Origin of the sequence: Lactobacillus sp. CBA3605 (assembly GCF_002970915.1) — a bacterium.
Taxonomy (GTDB): Bacteria; Bacillota; Bacilli; order Lactobacillales; family Lactobacillaceae; genus Lactiplantibacillus.
In genome coordinates this window covers 469,463-484,174 of record NZ_CP027190.1, presented here as the reverse complement: position 1 = coordinate 484,174, position 14,712 = coordinate 469,463, and the positions used below count along the sequence as shown (strand labels likewise).

Here is a 14,712-nt window from a genome sequence, read left to right as displayed (position 1 = left end):
GGAAAATGAGGTTAAGTTAACAAGGGCGCATGGTGAATGCCTTGGCACTAGGAGCCGATGAAGGACGGGACTAACACCGATATGCTTCGGGGAGCTGTACGTAAGCTATGATCCGGAGATTTCCGAATGGGGCAACCCAGCAGTTTTAATCAACTGTTACCGCTAGATGAATACATAGTCTAGTCGGAGGTAAACGCTGTGAACTGAAACATCTCATTAGCAGCAGGAATATAAAGAAATTTCGATTCCCTAAGTAGCGGCGAGCGAACGGGGAACAGCCCAAACCAGAGAGCTTGCTCTTTGGGGTTGTAGGACTGAACATTTGAGTTACCAAAACGTTTGATAGTCGAAGGATTTGGGAAAATCCGCCATAGATGGTGATAGCCCAGTAGATTAAATTAAACGTTCTCAGTTCAGGATCCTGAGTACGGCGGAACACGTGAAATTCCGTCGGAATCCGGGAGGACCATCTCCCAAGGCTAAATACTCCCTAGTGACCGATAGTGAACCAGTACCGTGAGGGAAAGGTGAAAAGCACCCCGGAAGGGGAGTGAAATAGTTCCTGAAACCATGTGCCTACAATAAGTCAGAGCGCGTTAATGCGTGATGGCGTGCCTTTTGTAGAATGAACCGGCGAGTTACGATCCCGTGCAAGGTTAAGACTTAAAAGTCGGAGCCGTAGCGAAAGCGAGTCTGAAATGGGCGTTTTTAGTACGAGGTTGTAGACCCGAAACCAGGTGACCTATCCATGTCCAGGTTGAAGGTGCGGTAAAACGCACTGGAGGACCGAACCCGTGTAAGTTGAAAATTGCTGGGATGAGGTGTGGATAGCGGTGAAATTCCAATCGAACTTGGAGATAGCTGGTTCTCTCCGAAATAGCTTTAGGGCTAGCCTCGGATGAAGGATCATGGAGGTAGAGCACTATTTGGACTAGGGGCCCGTCTTGGGTTACTGAATTCAGATAAACTCCGAATGCCATTGATTCATATCCGGGAGTCAGACGATGAGTGATAAGATCCACCGTCGAAAGGGGAACAGCCCAGATCACCAGTTAAGGTCCCTAAATGTATACTAAGTGGAAAAGGATGTGGAGTTGCACAGACAACTAGGATGTTGGCTCAGAAGCAGCCACCATTTAAAGAGTGCGTAATAGCTCACTAGTCGAGTGATTCTGCGCCGAAAATGTACCGGGGCTAAGTATACTACCGAAACTGTGGATGTGACCATTAGGTCACGTGATAGGAGAGCGTTCTAAGGGCGGTGAAGCAAGATCGTGAGGACTTGTGGAGCGCTTAGAAGTGAGAATGCCGGTATGAGTAGCGAAAGATGGGTGAGAATCCCATCCACCGAATGACTAAGGTTTCCTGGGGAAGGCTCGTCCTCCCAGGGTTAGTCGGGACCTAAGTCGAGGCCGAGAGGCGTAGACGATGGATAACAGATTGATATTTCTGTACTAGTTAAATGCGTTTGAACGATGGAGGGACGCAGTAGGCTAAGATGTGCATCCTGTTGGATTAGGATGTCCAAGCAACAAGTCTTTTGATGAGTCAAATGCTTATCAATTTAAGGACAAGTTGTTATGGGGAGCGAAATTTAGTAGCGAAGCGTCTGATGTCACACTGCCGAGAAAAGCTTCTAGTGAGTATTTAACTACCCGTACCGCAAACCAACACAGGTAGTCGAGGAGAGAATCCTAAGGTGAGCGAGTGAACTCTCGTTAAGGAACTCGGCAAAATGACCCCGTAACTTCGGGAGAAGGGGTGCTGATCGCAAGATCAGCCGCAGTGAATAGGCCCAGGCGACTGTTTATCAAAAACACAGGTCTCTGCAAAATCGTAAGATGACGTATAGGGGCTGACGCCTGCCCGGTGCTGGAAGGTTAAAAGGATGGGTTAGCTTCGGCGAAGCTCAGAATTGAAGCCCCAGTAAACGGCGGCCGTAACTATAACGGTCCTAAGGTAGCGAAATTCCTTGTCGGGTAAGTTCCGACCCGCACGAAAGGCGTAACGATCTGGGCACTGTCTCAACGAGAGACTCGGTGAAATTATATTGTCCGTGAAGATGCGGACTACCCGCGACAGGACGGAAAGACCCCATGGAGCTTTACTGTAGCTTGATATTGAGTGTTTGTACAGCTTGTACAGGATAGGTAGGAGCCATAGAAACCGGAACGCTAGTTTCGGTGGAGGCGTTGGTGGGATACTACCCTCGCTGTATGACCACTCTAACCCACACCACTTAGCGTGGTGGGAGACAGTGTCAGGTGGGCAGTTTGACTGGGGCGGTCGCCTCCTAAAGAGTAACGGAGGCGCCCAAAGGTTCCCTCAGAATGGTTGGAAATCATTCGCAGAGTGTAAAGGCACAAGGGAGCTTGACTGCGAGACAGACAGGTCGAGCAGGGACGAAAGTCGGGCTTAGTGATCCGGTGGTACCGTATGGAAGGGCCATCGCTCAACGGATAAAAGCTACCCTGGGGATAACAGGCTTATCTCCCCCAAGAGTCCACATCGACGGGGAGGTTTGGCACCTCGATGTCGGCTCATCGCATCCTGGGGCTGTAGTCGGTCCCAAGGGTTGGGCTGTTCGCCCATTAAAGCGGTACGCGAGCTGGGTTCAGAACGTCGTGAGACAGTTCGGTCCCTATCCGTCGCGGGCGTAGGAAATTTGAGAGGATCTGTCCTTAGTACGAGAGGACCGGGATGGACATACCTCTGGTGTACCAGTTGTGCCGCCAGGCGCATCGCTGGGTAGCTACGTATGGATGTGATAAACGCTGAAAGCATCTAAGTGTGAAACACACCTCGAGATGAGATTTCCCATTCCTTTATGGAAGTAAGACCCCTGAAAGATGATCAGGTAGATAGGTTAGAAGTGGCAGCACGGTGACGTGTGAAGCGGACTAATACTAATCGGTCGAGGACTTAACCAAGTAATTGGTGTTCCGGTAAGATGAAAAATACAATTTGATATTAGCTAGTTTTGAGAGCACAAGTTTCTCAATAGTGTGGCGACGATGGCAAGAAGGATACACCTGTTCCCATGTCGAACACAGAAGTTAAGCTTCTTAGCGCCGAGAGTAGTTGGGGGATCGCTCTCTGCGAGGGTAGGACGTTGCCATGCACATTTGGAGGATTAGCTCAGTTGGGAGAGCGTCTGCCTTACAAGCAGAGGGTCACAGGTTCGAGCCCTGTATCCTCCATTTGAGCCGTTAGCTCAGTCGGTAGAGCATCTGACTTTTAATCAGAGGGTCGACAGTTCGAACCTGTCACGGCTCATTTAACCGCAAGGTTAAATGTAACATTTGAAAATTTAGTTCCAATAGTGTGGTAGCGATGGCGGGAAGGATACACCTGTTCCCATGTCGAACACAGAAGTTAAGCTTCTTAGCGCCGAGAGTAGTTGGGGGATCGCTCCCTGCGAGGGTAGGACGTTGCCATGCACATTTGGAGGATTAGCTCAGTTGGGAGAGCGTCTGCCTTACAAGCAGAGGGTCACAGGTTCGAGCCCTGTATCCTCCATTTGAGCCGTTAGCTCAGTTGGTAGAGCATCTGACTTTTAATCAGAGGGTCGACAGTTCGAGCCTGTCACGGCTCATTGGCACGGTTCAATAGTTAAGTTTTAAAAAGTTTTTATTGCTTTACATGACCTAACATGATAAGATGTTATAGTTGTGGTAATCGTTAAGTCATGCCGACTTAGCTCAGTTGGCAGAGCATCTGTCTTGTAAACAGGGGGTCGGAGGTTCGAATCCTCTAGTCGGCATTAACTGAATAATTATGCGGAAGTAGTTCAGTGGTAGAACATCACCTTGCCATGGTGGGGGTCGCGGGTTCGAATCCCGTCTTCCGCTTTTCAATAAGTGTTGCCGGGGTGGCGGAATTGGCAGACGCACAGGACTTAAAATCCTGCGGTTAGTGATAACCGTACCGGTTCGATCCCGGTCCTCGGCACTTTTATGAAGCACCCATAGCGCAATTGGATAGAGTGTCTGACTACGAATCAGAAGGTTGTAGGTTCGACTCCTACTGGGTGCATATAACGGGAAATAGCTCAGCTTGGTAGAGCACCTGGTTTGGGACCAGGGGGTCGCAGGTTCGAATCCTGTTTTCCCGATTAGATAGTCATTATTGATTATTTATCAAAATCGCGGTGTAGCTCAGCTGGCTAGAGCGTCCGGTTCATACCCGGGAGGTCGAGGGTTCGATCCCCCCTGCCGCGATAGGAATAAGTGCTCGGACCTTTAGCTCAGTTGGTTAGAGCAGACGGCTCATAACCGTCCGGTCGTAGGTTCGAGTCCTACAAGGTCCATCTACTAACAATAGTGGACAAGTTCCTAGTTACAACTTTATATGGAGGATTACCCAAGTCTGGCTGAAGGGAACGGTCTTGAAAACCGTCAGGTGGGTCAAACCACGCGAGAGTTCGAATCTCTCATCCTCCTTTTATTATCGCGGGATGGAGCAGTCTGGTAGCTCGTCGGGCTCATAACCCGAAGGTCGCAGGTTCAAACCCTGCTCCCGCAATTGGTCCGTTGGTCTAGCTGGTTAGGACGCCTGCCTGTCACGCAGGAGATCACGAGTTCGAGTCTCGTACGGACCGTTACACTAAGTAAATATTTTTTATGGCTAAAATGGCTCGGTAGCTCAGTCGGTAGAGCAATGGATTGAAGCTCCATGTGTCGGCAGTTCGATTCTGTCCCGCGCCATAGCATTAAATGATGCGGGTATAGTTTAGTGGTAAAACGACAGCCTTCCAAGCTGTAGTCGCGAGTCCGATTCTCGTTACCCGCTTTTATTAGGGGCCTATAGCTCAGTTGGTGAGAGCGCACGCCTGATAAGCGTGAGGTCGATGGTTCAAGTCCATTTAGGCCCATTGGAGAAGTACTCAAGTGGCTGAAGAGGTGCCCCTGCTAAGGGTATAGATCGCGCAAGCGGTGCGAGGGTTCGAATCCCTCCTTCTCCGTTAGTTCCATATATAAACATGACCCCTTGGTCAAGTGGTTTAAGACACTGCCCTTTCACGGCAGTAACATGGGTTCGAATCCCGTAGGGGTCATTATACAAATTATCGCGGGATGGAGCAGTCTGGTAGCTCGTCGGGCTCATAACCCGAAGGTCGCAGGTTCAAACCCTGCTCCCGCAATTGGTCCGTTGGTCTAGCTGGTTAGGACGCCTGCCTGTCACGCAGGAGATCACGAGTTCGAGTCTCGTACGGACCGTCTTATTGAACTGATATTCTTATAGAATATCAGTTTTTTTGTGGTCTTTATTTTATGCCAAACCAAAAGCATCCAAACCGCAAGATAACATTGGTTTGGATGCTAAAGTTAAATTTTGAAATTATGATTTTAATGAACGAACAAAGGCGTAACGACTTTCGTGGTAATCGTAATCCGAGCTAAGGTACTTAGCAAAGGGCTTGAAAGACTCGCTCCGTAACCAAACTGCATATTCAGAATCACTATGCCAATTAGTTACAATCACGAAAGCAGCATTGTTTTTGGCTTCACGTAAAATCCAAAAGTGCTTAAGGCCATTGGGCTTTTCGAAATCAGCCCGAAAAGCTGAAAATTTAGAATTGAAGACTTTTTGTTCTTCAATTGGTAGATCGACAAAAATAAAACTAGTCATGCCATGCCAATCTTCATTACCTTTAGCAAGTAGCACATCATAAGCGACGGGGCTGGCAAAAACAGTATTATCGCCAGAAAGATCAAGTAGCATATAGCGATCTTCCGTAGCGTTGGCTTGCATGAGTAGTAAGTCGCGGTCCGCATGCTTTTGTTGAATCATCGTCAAAATTTTACGGGTACCAAATGTTGCTGAAATAGATTTACTCATCATTATCACTCCTTAAATTATTACACTTATTATTATACGTGTTTTCTAAAACAATTGAAAATATGTTAGGTGAACGGTTTCAATTTTCTTAAAATCTAAGTTAGAATAGAGCCAGAAGGGAATGGTAATAATGAAATTAACAGTATTAGGATATTATGGTGGCTATCCCTATAACGGTGTCGGGACAAGTGCTTATTTAGTTACGGCTGGAAATTACCAACTATTATTAGACTGTGGTTCTGGCGCGTTGAATGCTTTAGAGGAAATTCTCGATCCTTTGCAGCTAGATGCCGTTTTATTAACCCATTATCATCATGACCATACAGCCGATGTCGGTGTTTTACAATATTATTGGCAATTACGTCAAGGCAAGCGTAAAACGCCAATTCTGCCCATTTATGGTCATACTGAAGACCCCTTGAACTTTGGGGCACTGACTTGGGCCGGTGCAACTGAAGGTCGTGCATATGACGTAGCAGCGGTTAACCAGATTGGTCCATTCGATGTGACTTTTATGAAGACCAAGCATCCGGTCCCAGCTTTTGCGGTCAAATTAGTTGAACGGGAGACTGGTGAACAATTGACCTTCTCAGCGGATACAGCTTGGATACCAGAATTAGCTGAATTCGCAGCCGAATCTCAGTTATTAATGACGGATACTAATTTTACGGCTGATAAGACAGGGAAAATGTGGCATATGACCACGGCACAATCAGGTGCAGTTGCCAAGCAAGCGCACGTTAAGCAGCTATTGTTAACACATTTACCACAGGATGTTGATGTTGAGCAATTACGAACTGAAGCTCAGACGACTGCTGGACCAGAAATTCCAGTCGTTGTTGCAAAAAAATATTTACAATTAGCATTAGATTAATTATATAATTCTAAGCCAAGTCGTGAAGATTTGGCTTTTTAATTTGTTTTAATTGTCTTATGTTTATAAACATAATAAGCCATTTCTAAATTGTGCACTATTAAATAAACGACGAAATAGTGATGATTTGTATTTATTAGCTCGATATAGAACATATTAAAGAGATATGTATAATATGTTTAAAAATTAGATTAAATTATTTTTAGGAAAAGTATTCACAATTATAGTAAAAAAAGGTATAATATTATTTGTAGCAAAGAATAGATGTTGGCGACGCAAAAGGAGGATACTCAATGGTTACTTTATATACTTCACCAAGTTGCACCTCATGTCGAAAAGCAAAAGTTTGGTTAAAGGTGCACGATATCGATTTTGTTGAACGCAATATTTTTTCCAATCCGCTCTCAATTGAAGAAATTAAAGGTATTTTGCAAATGACTGAGGATGGCACGGAAGAGATTATTTCGACACGGTCCAAGGCTTTTCAGAAATTGCAAGTAGACATTGATGATATTTCTTTAAATCAACTTTATGAGTTGATCAGTCAGGATCCTAGTTTATTGCGTCGACCGATTATGTTAGATGAAAAACGGCTACAAGTTGGCTATAATGAAGATGAAATTCGGCGCTTCTTACCACGTAAAATTCGGACGTTAGCCTTACTAAAAGCACAACAACTCGCAAATTTATAACTTAAACAATTGGCTAATTGGGTGACTAATTTAGTCAATTTTTTTATTTTCAGATAGATTACTTTACAATGCGCTAAAATAAGTTAAAATTATGATAGTGATTATGGCCCTTGACACTTAGAAAGGGGTGGATCTGCAATGGAGATGGAACGAATCAATGAAGATACGATTCGAGTTCTAATCGGCAACGATGATCTCAATGAGCGCGGTATTCGCGTACTGGATTTACTGGGGAATCATAAGCAAATTGAAAGTTTCTTTTATAGTATCTTAGAAGAAGTTGATGTTGATCATCAATTTCAAGATAATGATGCGGTAACATTCCAAGTTTTACCTAATCGAAATGGGTTAGAATTATTTATTAGCAAGAATAGTGAGAGCTTGCAGGATACGATTGCTAAGACGACCGATTCGTCCGATCAATCAGATGACCATGCGATGCAAGATGATGTTTCAGATTATTTAAAGCGTAAATTAATGCAAACTGATACTGATGATAATGATCAACCACAAGGGGTCAAGCACAATCAGACTAAGGATACGAATGATTTAGATCCGTATATTGATGATCCTGATACACCAACCAAAGAATTCGTATTGCAGTTTGATAATTTTGAAGATGTGATTTCATTGGCACATATTTTCCGGCCGGAAGGTTTGGCGTCAAATTTATTCAAATATCGTGATAAGTACTATTTGGAACTTGTCTTCTTTGTTGACCAGTCTTCTAGTGGTGTCATTAAAGATGATGTGGCCGTTGTGCTGGAATACGCCAACGCCACTAAGGTAACGGCAGATGTTTTACTAGAACATGGTGAAAAGATTATGTCGAATGCCGCTTTAGAAACTGTTCGTCATTACTTTAAATAGTGTTAAAAAAGTCGCTACCGATTTTGGGGCGGCTTTTTTAGTGGGGATAAACGGCATTTACGGAGTTGGTGGGTAAAGGGAGCGTGACGACTATGTTGATGGCTCATGATGAACAGCACCACTTAATTGCGGCAGCCAATGCACTACGCCAGACAACCTATCGTTGCCCGGGTTGCCGGGCACCTGTGCGATTAAAGCACGGCTCCGTCATGGTTGCCCATTTTGCCCATCAATCAGTCCAGGAGTGCCACACTTTTTCAGAAGGGGAGACGGCTGAACATTTACAAGGGAAACAACAATTAGCGGCGTGGTTTAAGGCCAGTGGTTATACGGTTCAATTAGAAGCCCCCTTGCCAGCAATCCATCAACGACCGGATATCTTAGTGCAATTAGGTCAGCATCAACCGCTTGCGTTAGAATTTCAATGTTCACCATTGTCAGTTGAACGTTTAGCTGAACGCACACAAGGTTATCGCAATCATGGCTATCGTGTCTTATGGCTGTTGGGGTCACCTTATCAACGAGCGTTACGGATCAATGCCAAAGCTTTGAAGTTCTTACACTATAATCAGCAATGGGGCTGTTACTTGGCTTTTTGGCAGGTCAATCTTAACGGCCTATTGTTGGTCTTGAACTTAGCCACGTATGATGGAGAACCACTGACATATCAACGCCAGCTGGTATTAGCTAAAACGACATCGGTGTTAGGCATGCTAGCTTACCAACCAGACTTGGTTGCGCCAATGCAAGTTCCAGCACGTTATCAAATGTATCAACAGCGCTTAACGCTAGGCCGCTTAGCACATCAGGCATCAGCTATTAAGTTACAAAAAATTTGCTATGCTCAAGGTGGAACGCTGAGTCAACTGCCAGCTTGGGTTGTCCCCGTAAGTGCGAAACCACCAATCTTACGGACGGCCTATCTTGTCTGGTATTTGCAACTTTTCATCCAATTACGTCGGCAGCCCATGGTCCTTAGTATGGTTCAATTAACTACGGTTATTTGGGAGACCTTACAGCCTTTATTGGCTTTAAGGTCATGTTTGCCTACTAAAAATGGCTTATCCCGCCAGCTAATCATTGCCGTTGTGCATGAGTTAAAGCAAGCACAGGTGATTGAATCAGAAGGGACTGACTGGCGTTTAAATCCAACTCAGCTTAAATGGCAGTCCCACTAAAATTGAGACAAGTAAGCCAGTGCTGATAGAATTTTGTGTTAATCTAAATTATATCAATTTAATTGGAGGGACTAACATATGGTAGCAACGAAGCACCTACCGACGCGGTCAGCCGTCCCGACGCAACTGACCTGGGACTTAACGCCCATTTATGCAGATCAAGCCGCTTATGATGCGGATGTTAAACAAATTCAAGTGGCTTTGCCAACGGTTTCAGCTTTAGCTGAACATTTTACAGATTCGGCAACGACTGTTTTAGCAGGGATTCAAGGTGTTTTAGACCTGTATCGGCGGTTAGAAAAAGTCGCCGTTTATGCGAGCTTAAAGAGTGATCAAGATACAGGTAATAGTCAAAATCAGGCATTAGATGATCAAGCGGGGAGCTTGACGGCGCAAGTTTCATCAGCGACCGCTTGGTTTGAACCCGCAATTTTAACGTTGACACCGGCGCAATTGGACACGTATTTGGATGATAATGTCGCTTTACGTGATTATCGCCATTTATTAGACACCGTGCGGTTACAAAAAGGGCACGTCTTATCAACCGCTGAAGAATCGCTTTTAGCTGGGGCCAGTGATATCTTTGCGGCTTCTGAAAAAACTTTTGGTGTGTTGAATAATGCAGATTTTGAATTCCCAGTTGTTAATGATGAACAAGGTAATCCCGTTAAGTTATCACAGGGCGTTTATGGCGTCTTACTGGAATCAGTTAACCCCGCTGTTCGCCGTGAAGCTTTTACGGCATTATATCAAGTTTATTCTCAATTTCGGCGGACGTTGGCCACTACTTTGGCTAGCCAAGTGAAAGTGCATAATTTTGTGGCCCAAGCGCATCACTATCCAGATGCCCGGACGGCAGCTTTAAGTGCGAATCAAATTCCAACCCAGGTTTATGACACGTTAGTTACGACGGTCGATGACCATTTAGACTTACTTCATCGCTATGTCGCACTCCGAAAATCAATTTTAAACGTTGATGAGTTGCATATGTATGATTTATATACACCATTAACTGGGCAACCAGAATTGACCTATACTTATGAACAGGCCCAAGCGACTATCTTAAAGGCGTTAAAAGTTCTCGGCCCTGATTATTTAAAAGCAGTCAAAACAGCCTTTAATTCACGCTGGATTGACGTTGTGGAGAACCAAGGTAAACGGAGTGGGGCCTACTCGTCGGGAATGTATGATACGGCGCCTTATATTTTATTGAATTGGCAAGATAATATCGATAATTTATATACGTTGGTCCATGAAATGGGTCATAGTATGCATTCGTATTTTACGACGCATCAACAACCTTATCAGTATGGCGATTATGCGATTTTCGTGGCTGAAATTGCTTCCACGACAAATGAAAATTTGCTGACCAATTATCTGTTAGCCCATGAAACTGATCCTAAGGTTCGTGCTTACGTGCTTAACTATTATTTGGATGGTTTTAAGGGGACTTTATTCCGACAAACGCAGTTCGCTGAATTTGAGCAGTGGTTACATGAACAAGCAGCTGCGGGTCAAGCGTTAACGGCTGACCGACTTTCAGCACACTATCTAAAGCTCAATCAGCACTATTATGGCGATGCTGTAGTCAGCGATCCTCAAATTGCGGATGAGTGGGCACGAATTCCACATTTCTATTATAATTATTATGTTTATCAATATGCGACTGGTTTTGCTGCTGCGTCAACGCTGGCTCAAAAGATTTCCACAAATGAACCAGGAGCGGTTAAAGCGTATCTGAGCTATTTGAAGGCTGGCTCTTCCGAATTTCCAATTGAGGTGATGCGAAATGCGGGCGTAGATATGACACAGTCAGCTTATTTAACAGCTGCCTTTACTGTTTTTGAACAACGGTTAACTGAATTTGAACAATTAATTAAAGCCTAATTAAAGCCATACTAAAAGGCCTAGAAACTCATTCTAGGCCTTTTAGTATGGCTAATAATTGCAATAACTAAGTTGGTTATAACACGTGCAATTGCGTTGCATCTAAATCAGTAAAGCCCGCTTGTTGATGGGCTAGGTCGTTAAATGGATCTAAACGACCGTTAACTAAATTAAACAAGGTTGTGTAGTTAAATTGTTCCAATAAAACCCCATAATCATATTGATCACAGTCGAAAACAACTGCGGATGAAGCTTCGGTAATATTCATCTCGGAAGCTAATCGTTGGTCGGCATGAAAGGCTTGCTTTGCTAAGCGGCCATTACGATCCTCCATAAACATATCAAGGTCAATCTGGCATTGTTCGGCAACGGACTGTACTAAGGTTTCCGAATAACGTTGTCCCGCTTTCAACATGGCATCTTGAAGGGCGATTAAAAAGTTACGGCCGCGTTTTTTACCTTGAAAAAGGGCGGCTTTATAATCTAAGATGACCCGGTACAATGTCTGCGATTGCTGATTCTGAGCTTGCCAGTCAGCGGTTTGAATACCCTGACTTTTAAGCGCTTTTTGCACCACGTTGATATTTAGTAAGGGGATGAATTGAAATCGAATTTGTTTATCCGAATCGTTGGCTAACCGCAAAACATTTTTTTCATCACGGACACATTGAGTTGCCAATGGATTTACAAATAAATACACTTCTAACACGTCATAATTCCTCCATTTTCGCTTTTCGCGTCATAGTGCAGAATACCAAATGAACCATGGTATTTGCAAGTCTTAAATTTCATAATTATTTTTATACTAATTTCAGTTAAATCGTAACTTCAAATAAACCTTCGACTGTTATCATGCACCGATTTAAGTGATTCGTAAAGTAATTTGCTCTTGACTAATGGGTTTGTAAGGTTGTTGCAATCATTTATTAAACTGGGAAGCCTGCGCTTTTTATTCTGCGAAATTATGGTAGAATTTTATAGGTATAGTTTTTAAACGGAGGTGCCACAATGGAAGACTGGAACCATTTTTTATTGCCTTATCAGCAAGCTGTGGATGAGTTAAAAGTTAAGTTACGGGGAATGCGGAAACAATTTCGGGACTTAAACCAACACGAACCCATTGAATTTGTGACGGGACGGGTGAAGCCCATTGACAGTATCAAGGAAAAAGTGGTGCGGCGCAAGGTTCAAGAAGAGCGATTAGAACAAGATATGCAGGATATCGCTGGTCTGCGAATCATGTGTCAGTTTGTCGAGGATATCTATCAAGTGGTGGATTTATTGCGTAAGCGCACGGACATGACAATTCTAGAAGAGCGCGACTATATTAGTAATGAAAAGCCATCTGGTTATCGGTCTTATCATATCGTGATTGAATATCCGGTCCAAATGGTGGGTGGCGAAAAGAAAATTTTAGCAGAAATTCAAGTTCGCACTTTGGCAATGAATTTTTGGGCGACAATTGAACATTCTTTGAATTATAAGTATCAAGGTGATTTTCCAGAAAGTCTCAGCCAACGGTTACAACGGGCGGCGGAAGCAGCTTTTAGTTTAGATAAAGAAATGTCCGAAATTCGGGAAGAAATTCAAGAAGCACAGAGCTTATTCTCATATGGCAAAGGGACGCCGACAAGTGAAGCGCCCACACCGACAAAGGAAGATCAATAAGTCATGAAAGTAACGATATTTGCTAACTCAAATCAAAAAACCAAAAAAGTGGCAGCAGAACTACATACAAAATTAATCGCGGCAGGGTTTGAAATTGATGATATTTCACCAGACGTTGTGTTAACGGTCGGCGGCGACGGCACGCTCTTGTCAGCCTTTCATCACTACAGTAACATGGTTGATCAGGTTCGTTTTGTCGGCGTGCATACGGGGCATTTGGGCTTCTATACTGACTGGCGTGATTACGAGATTGATCAATTGGTTGCTGGCTTATTGGATGACAATGGTCAAAGTGTCACGTATCCGTTGTTATCAATTGAAATTACGTATGCGGATACCGAGGAGACAGATCATTATCTGGCGTTGAACGAGTCAACGTTAAAGAAGCTTGGGAGTACGATGGTAGCGGATGTCTTTATCCAAGATGACTTATTCGAACGATTTCGAGGCGATGGCCTATGCGTGTCTACGCCGACTGGATCAACAGCTTATAATAAGTCAGTTGGCGGCGCTGTGATTCATCCACGCTTGGATGCGTTACAGATGGCTGAAATCGCCTCAATCAATAATCGTGTGTTTCGAACGTTAGGGTCGCCAGTAATTGTGGCGCCCTATGAAACAATTACGATTAAGCCGCAACAACAGTCGCATTTTATTTTTACGGCGGATCAGATGGATACGCAACCACGACCAATTAAACAAATTCGGTATTCAATTGCAAATCGGCGGATTGCCTTTGCACAGCATCGGCATAATCGCTTTTGGCGTCGAGTGGGCACATCCTTCATCGGATTGGATGAAAAATGAGGTTTACGTGGATCAATCAAATGACGACGCCGGTTAAAGTTAAGACTATTTTGGCGCAACATGGGGTTACCCGCAGCTTACTAAAAAAGGTGAAGTTTCATGGGGGCGCCATTTTGGTTAATGAGCAGCCTGTTTTAGCAATTCATATGCTAACGGGTGGGGAGACCGTTACAATGGTGACGCCACGTGAAGTTGGCAACGACCACCTAGGCGTTTCAACGCTACCAATTACGGTCCTATATGAAGATCGTGATTATTTGATTGTGAATAAGCCTGCTGGGGTGGCGTCCGTGCCAGCGCATTTGTATCCGGACAACACCTTAGCTAATCGGGTTAAAGGCTATTATCAAGCACATGGCTATGACAATGAAGTCGTGCACATTACGACGCGTCTCGATCGGGATACTAGTGGGATTGTCTTGTTTGCTAAACACCACTTTGCTCATTCGGTCATTGACCGCCAATTAAAAGCACACGCGATGCGCAAGATGTATCTAGCAGTTGTTAGCGGAACGTTACCAGTTGACCATGGTTGGCTAGATCAACCGATTGGTCGCGCGCCGGGTTCATTTATTAAGCGTGCCATTACACCGGACGGGAAGCCCTCATTAACGGAATACTGGGTCGTCAAACGACTCCCAACGATGACCGTCGTCCGGGTTCGCTTACACACTGGGCGTACGCATCAAATTCGGATTCACTTTGCAGCAGCTGGTCATCCGTTAGTTGGCGATGAATTGTACGAAGGACCTTGGTCGCCGTTCATTCAACGGCAGGCATTGCATTGTATGCAGTTAGAATTTGAGGATCCTTTTATTCAGCAGACGTTAACAACCTTTGCGCCGTTACCGGCAGATTTGGCTAACTTAATTAAGTCCAATTAAAAAATCGTTTA

The 14,712-nt window shown here is 44.4% G+C and carries 10 protein-coding genes, 21 tRNA genes and 3 rRNA genes; 32 read left to right on the top strand and 2 right to left on the bottom strand.

What is annotated here, in order from left to right; all coding sequences use genetic code 11:
• Positions 1–9: 9 nt before the first annotated feature.
• The 24 genes from C5Z25_RS02480 (at position 10) to C5Z25_RS02365 (ending at position 5,219) form a co-directional block, all read left to right on the top strand.
• Positions 10–2,930: ribosomal RNA gene (locus C5Z25_RS02480) — 23S ribosomal RNA — on the top strand.
• 74 nt (positions 2,931–3,004) lie between these two features.
• A 5S ribosomal RNA gene (gene rrf / locus C5Z25_RS02475) occupies positions 3,005–3,121 on the top strand.
• 6 nt (positions 3,122–3,127) lie between these two features.
• Positions 3,128–3,200, top strand: a tRNA-Val gene (locus C5Z25_RS02470).
• 3 nt (positions 3,201–3,203) lie between these two features.
• A tRNA-Lys gene (locus tag C5Z25_RS02465) sits at positions 3,204–3,276 on the top strand.
• Between the two features lie 47 nt (positions 3,277–3,323).
• Positions 3,324–3,440: ribosomal RNA gene (rrf, locus tag C5Z25_RS02460) — 5S ribosomal RNA — on the top strand.
• Between the two features lie 6 nt (positions 3,441–3,446).
• Positions 3,447–3,519: transfer RNA gene (locus C5Z25_RS02455), tRNA-Val, on the top strand.
• A gap of 3 nt (positions 3,520–3,522) precedes the next feature.
• Positions 3,523–3,595: transfer RNA gene (locus C5Z25_RS02450), tRNA-Lys, on the top strand.
• Positions 3,596–3,690: 95 nt separating this feature from the next.
• A tRNA-Thr gene (locus tag C5Z25_RS02445) sits at positions 3,691–3,763 on the top strand.
• 16 nt (positions 3,764–3,779) lie between these two features.
• Positions 3,780–3,851 (top strand) — tRNA-Gly (locus C5Z25_RS02440).
• Positions 3,852–3,865: 14 nt separating this feature from the next.
• A tRNA-Leu gene (locus C5Z25_RS02435) sits at positions 3,866–3,951 on the top strand.
• 10 nt (positions 3,952–3,961) lie between these two features.
• A tRNA-Arg gene (locus C5Z25_RS02430) sits at positions 3,962–4,035 on the top strand.
• A gap of 5 nt (positions 4,036–4,040) precedes the next feature.
• A tRNA-Pro gene (locus C5Z25_RS02425) sits at positions 4,041–4,114 on the top strand.
• A gap of 32 nt (positions 4,115–4,146) precedes the next feature.
• Positions 4,147–4,220 (top strand) — tRNA-Met (locus tag C5Z25_RS02420).
• 15 nt (positions 4,221–4,235) lie between these two features.
• Positions 4,236–4,309 (top strand) — tRNA-Ile (locus C5Z25_RS02415).
• Between the two features lie 43 nt (positions 4,310–4,352).
• Positions 4,353–4,442 (top strand) — tRNA-Ser (locus C5Z25_RS02410).
• Between the two features lie 8 nt (positions 4,443–4,450).
• Positions 4,451–4,524: transfer RNA gene (locus C5Z25_RS02405), tRNA-Met, on the top strand.
• Positions 4,525–4,526: 2 nt separating this feature from the next.
• Positions 4,527–4,600: transfer RNA gene (locus C5Z25_RS02400), tRNA-Asp, on the top strand.
• 33 nt (positions 4,601–4,633) lie between these two features.
• A tRNA-Phe gene (locus C5Z25_RS02395) sits at positions 4,634–4,706 on the top strand.
• 14 nt (positions 4,707–4,720) lie between these two features.
• A tRNA-Gly gene (locus tag C5Z25_RS02390) sits at positions 4,721–4,791 on the top strand.
• An 8-nt stretch (positions 4,792–4,799) separates the two neighbouring features.
• Positions 4,800–4,873 (top strand) — tRNA-Ile (locus C5Z25_RS02385).
• Between the two features lie 2 nt (positions 4,874–4,875).
• Positions 4,876–4,963, top strand: a tRNA-Ser gene (locus tag C5Z25_RS02380).
• A gap of 20 nt (positions 4,964–4,983) precedes the next feature.
• Positions 4,984–5,056 (top strand) — tRNA-Glu (locus tag C5Z25_RS02375).
• Between the two features lie 13 nt (positions 5,057–5,069).
• Positions 5,070–5,143 (top strand) — tRNA-Met (locus C5Z25_RS02370).
• 2 nt (positions 5,144–5,145) lie between these two features.
• Positions 5,146–5,219 (top strand) — tRNA-Asp (locus C5Z25_RS02365).
• 121 nt (positions 5,220–5,340) lie between these two features.
• Here the strand turns inward: C5Z25_RS02365 and C5Z25_RS02360 are convergent.
• Positions 5,341–5,841 carry a hypothetical protein gene (locus tag C5Z25_RS02360; protein WP_105451181.1) on the bottom strand — a complete coding sequence of 167 codons (501 nt, stop codon included), beginning with the start codon at positions 5,839–5,841 and terminating at the stop codon, positions 5,341–5,343.
• A gap of 130 nt (positions 5,842–5,971) precedes the next feature.
• Between C5Z25_RS02360 and C5Z25_RS02355 the strand changes: the two genes are divergently transcribed.
• The 5 genes from C5Z25_RS02355 to pepF all read left to right on the top strand — a co-directional run bounded on the left by C5Z25_RS02355 (position 5,972) and on the right by pepF (position 11,342).
• Positions 5,972–6,715, top strand: coding sequence for an MBL fold metallo-hydrolase (locus C5Z25_RS02355; RefSeq protein ID WP_105451180.1), 744 nt, complete (start codon positions 5,972–5,974; stop codon positions 6,713–6,715).
• 293 nt (positions 6,716–7,008) lie between these two features.
• Positions 7,009–7,407, top strand: a complete 399-nt coding sequence (gene spxA / locus C5Z25_RS02350) for a transcriptional regulator SpxA (protein ID WP_105451179.1) — start codon at positions 7,009–7,011, stop codon at positions 7,405–7,407.
• 138 nt (positions 7,408–7,545) lie between these two features.
• Entirely contained in the window at positions 7,546–8,277 is a 732-nt protein-coding gene (locus tag C5Z25_RS02345) for an adaptor protein MecA (protein ID WP_105451178.1), read from the top strand.
• Positions 8,278–8,369: 92 nt separating this feature from the next.
• The gene (locus C5Z25_RS02340) at positions 8,370–9,455 is read left to right on the top strand and encodes a competence protein CoiA (protein ID WP_105451177.1); all 1,086 of its coding nucleotides are present in this window, start codon (positions 8,370–8,372) and stop codon (positions 9,453–9,455) included.
• 78 nt (positions 9,456–9,533) lie between these two features.
• The gene (gene pepF / locus C5Z25_RS02335; RefSeq protein ID WP_105451176.1) at positions 9,534–11,342 is read left to right on the top strand and encodes an oligoendopeptidase F; all 1,809 of its coding nucleotides are present in this window, start codon (positions 9,534–9,536) and stop codon (positions 11,340–11,342) included.
• Positions 11,343–11,418: 76 nt separating this feature from the next.
• On the opposite strand, the gene C5Z25_RS02330 is transcribed toward pepF, so the two are convergent.
• Positions 11,419–12,051 carry a DsbA family protein gene (locus C5Z25_RS02330; RefSeq protein ID WP_105451175.1) on the bottom strand — a complete coding sequence of 211 codons (633 nt, stop codon included), beginning with the start codon at positions 12,049–12,051 and terminating at the stop codon, positions 11,419–11,421.
• Between the two features lie 299 nt (positions 12,052–12,350).
• On the opposite strand from C5Z25_RS02330, the gene yjbM reads away from it, so the two are divergent.
• Genes yjbM through C5Z25_RS02315 form a run of 3 tightly spaced genes read left to right on the top strand, consistent with a single transcriptional unit; the run spans position 12,351 to position 14,701 of the window.
• Positions 12,351–13,010 (top strand): GTP diphosphokinase, encoded by a 660-nt coding sequence (gene yjbM, locus C5Z25_RS02325; RefSeq protein ID WP_105451174.1) that lies wholly within the window; start codon positions 12,351–12,353, stop codon positions 13,008–13,010.
• A gap of 3 nt (positions 13,011–13,013) precedes the next feature.
• Positions 13,014–13,817 (top strand): NAD kinase, encoded by an 804-nt coding sequence (locus C5Z25_RS02320; protein ID WP_105451173.1) that lies wholly within the window; start codon positions 13,014–13,016, stop codon positions 13,815–13,817.
• Entirely contained in the window at positions 13,814–14,701 is an 888-nt protein-coding gene (locus C5Z25_RS02315) for an RluA family pseudouridine synthase (RefSeq protein WP_105451172.1), read from the top strand. Before C5Z25_RS02320 ends, C5Z25_RS02315 begins: the two co-directional genes overlap by 4 nt.
• Positions 14,702–14,712 lie beyond the last annotated feature (11 nt).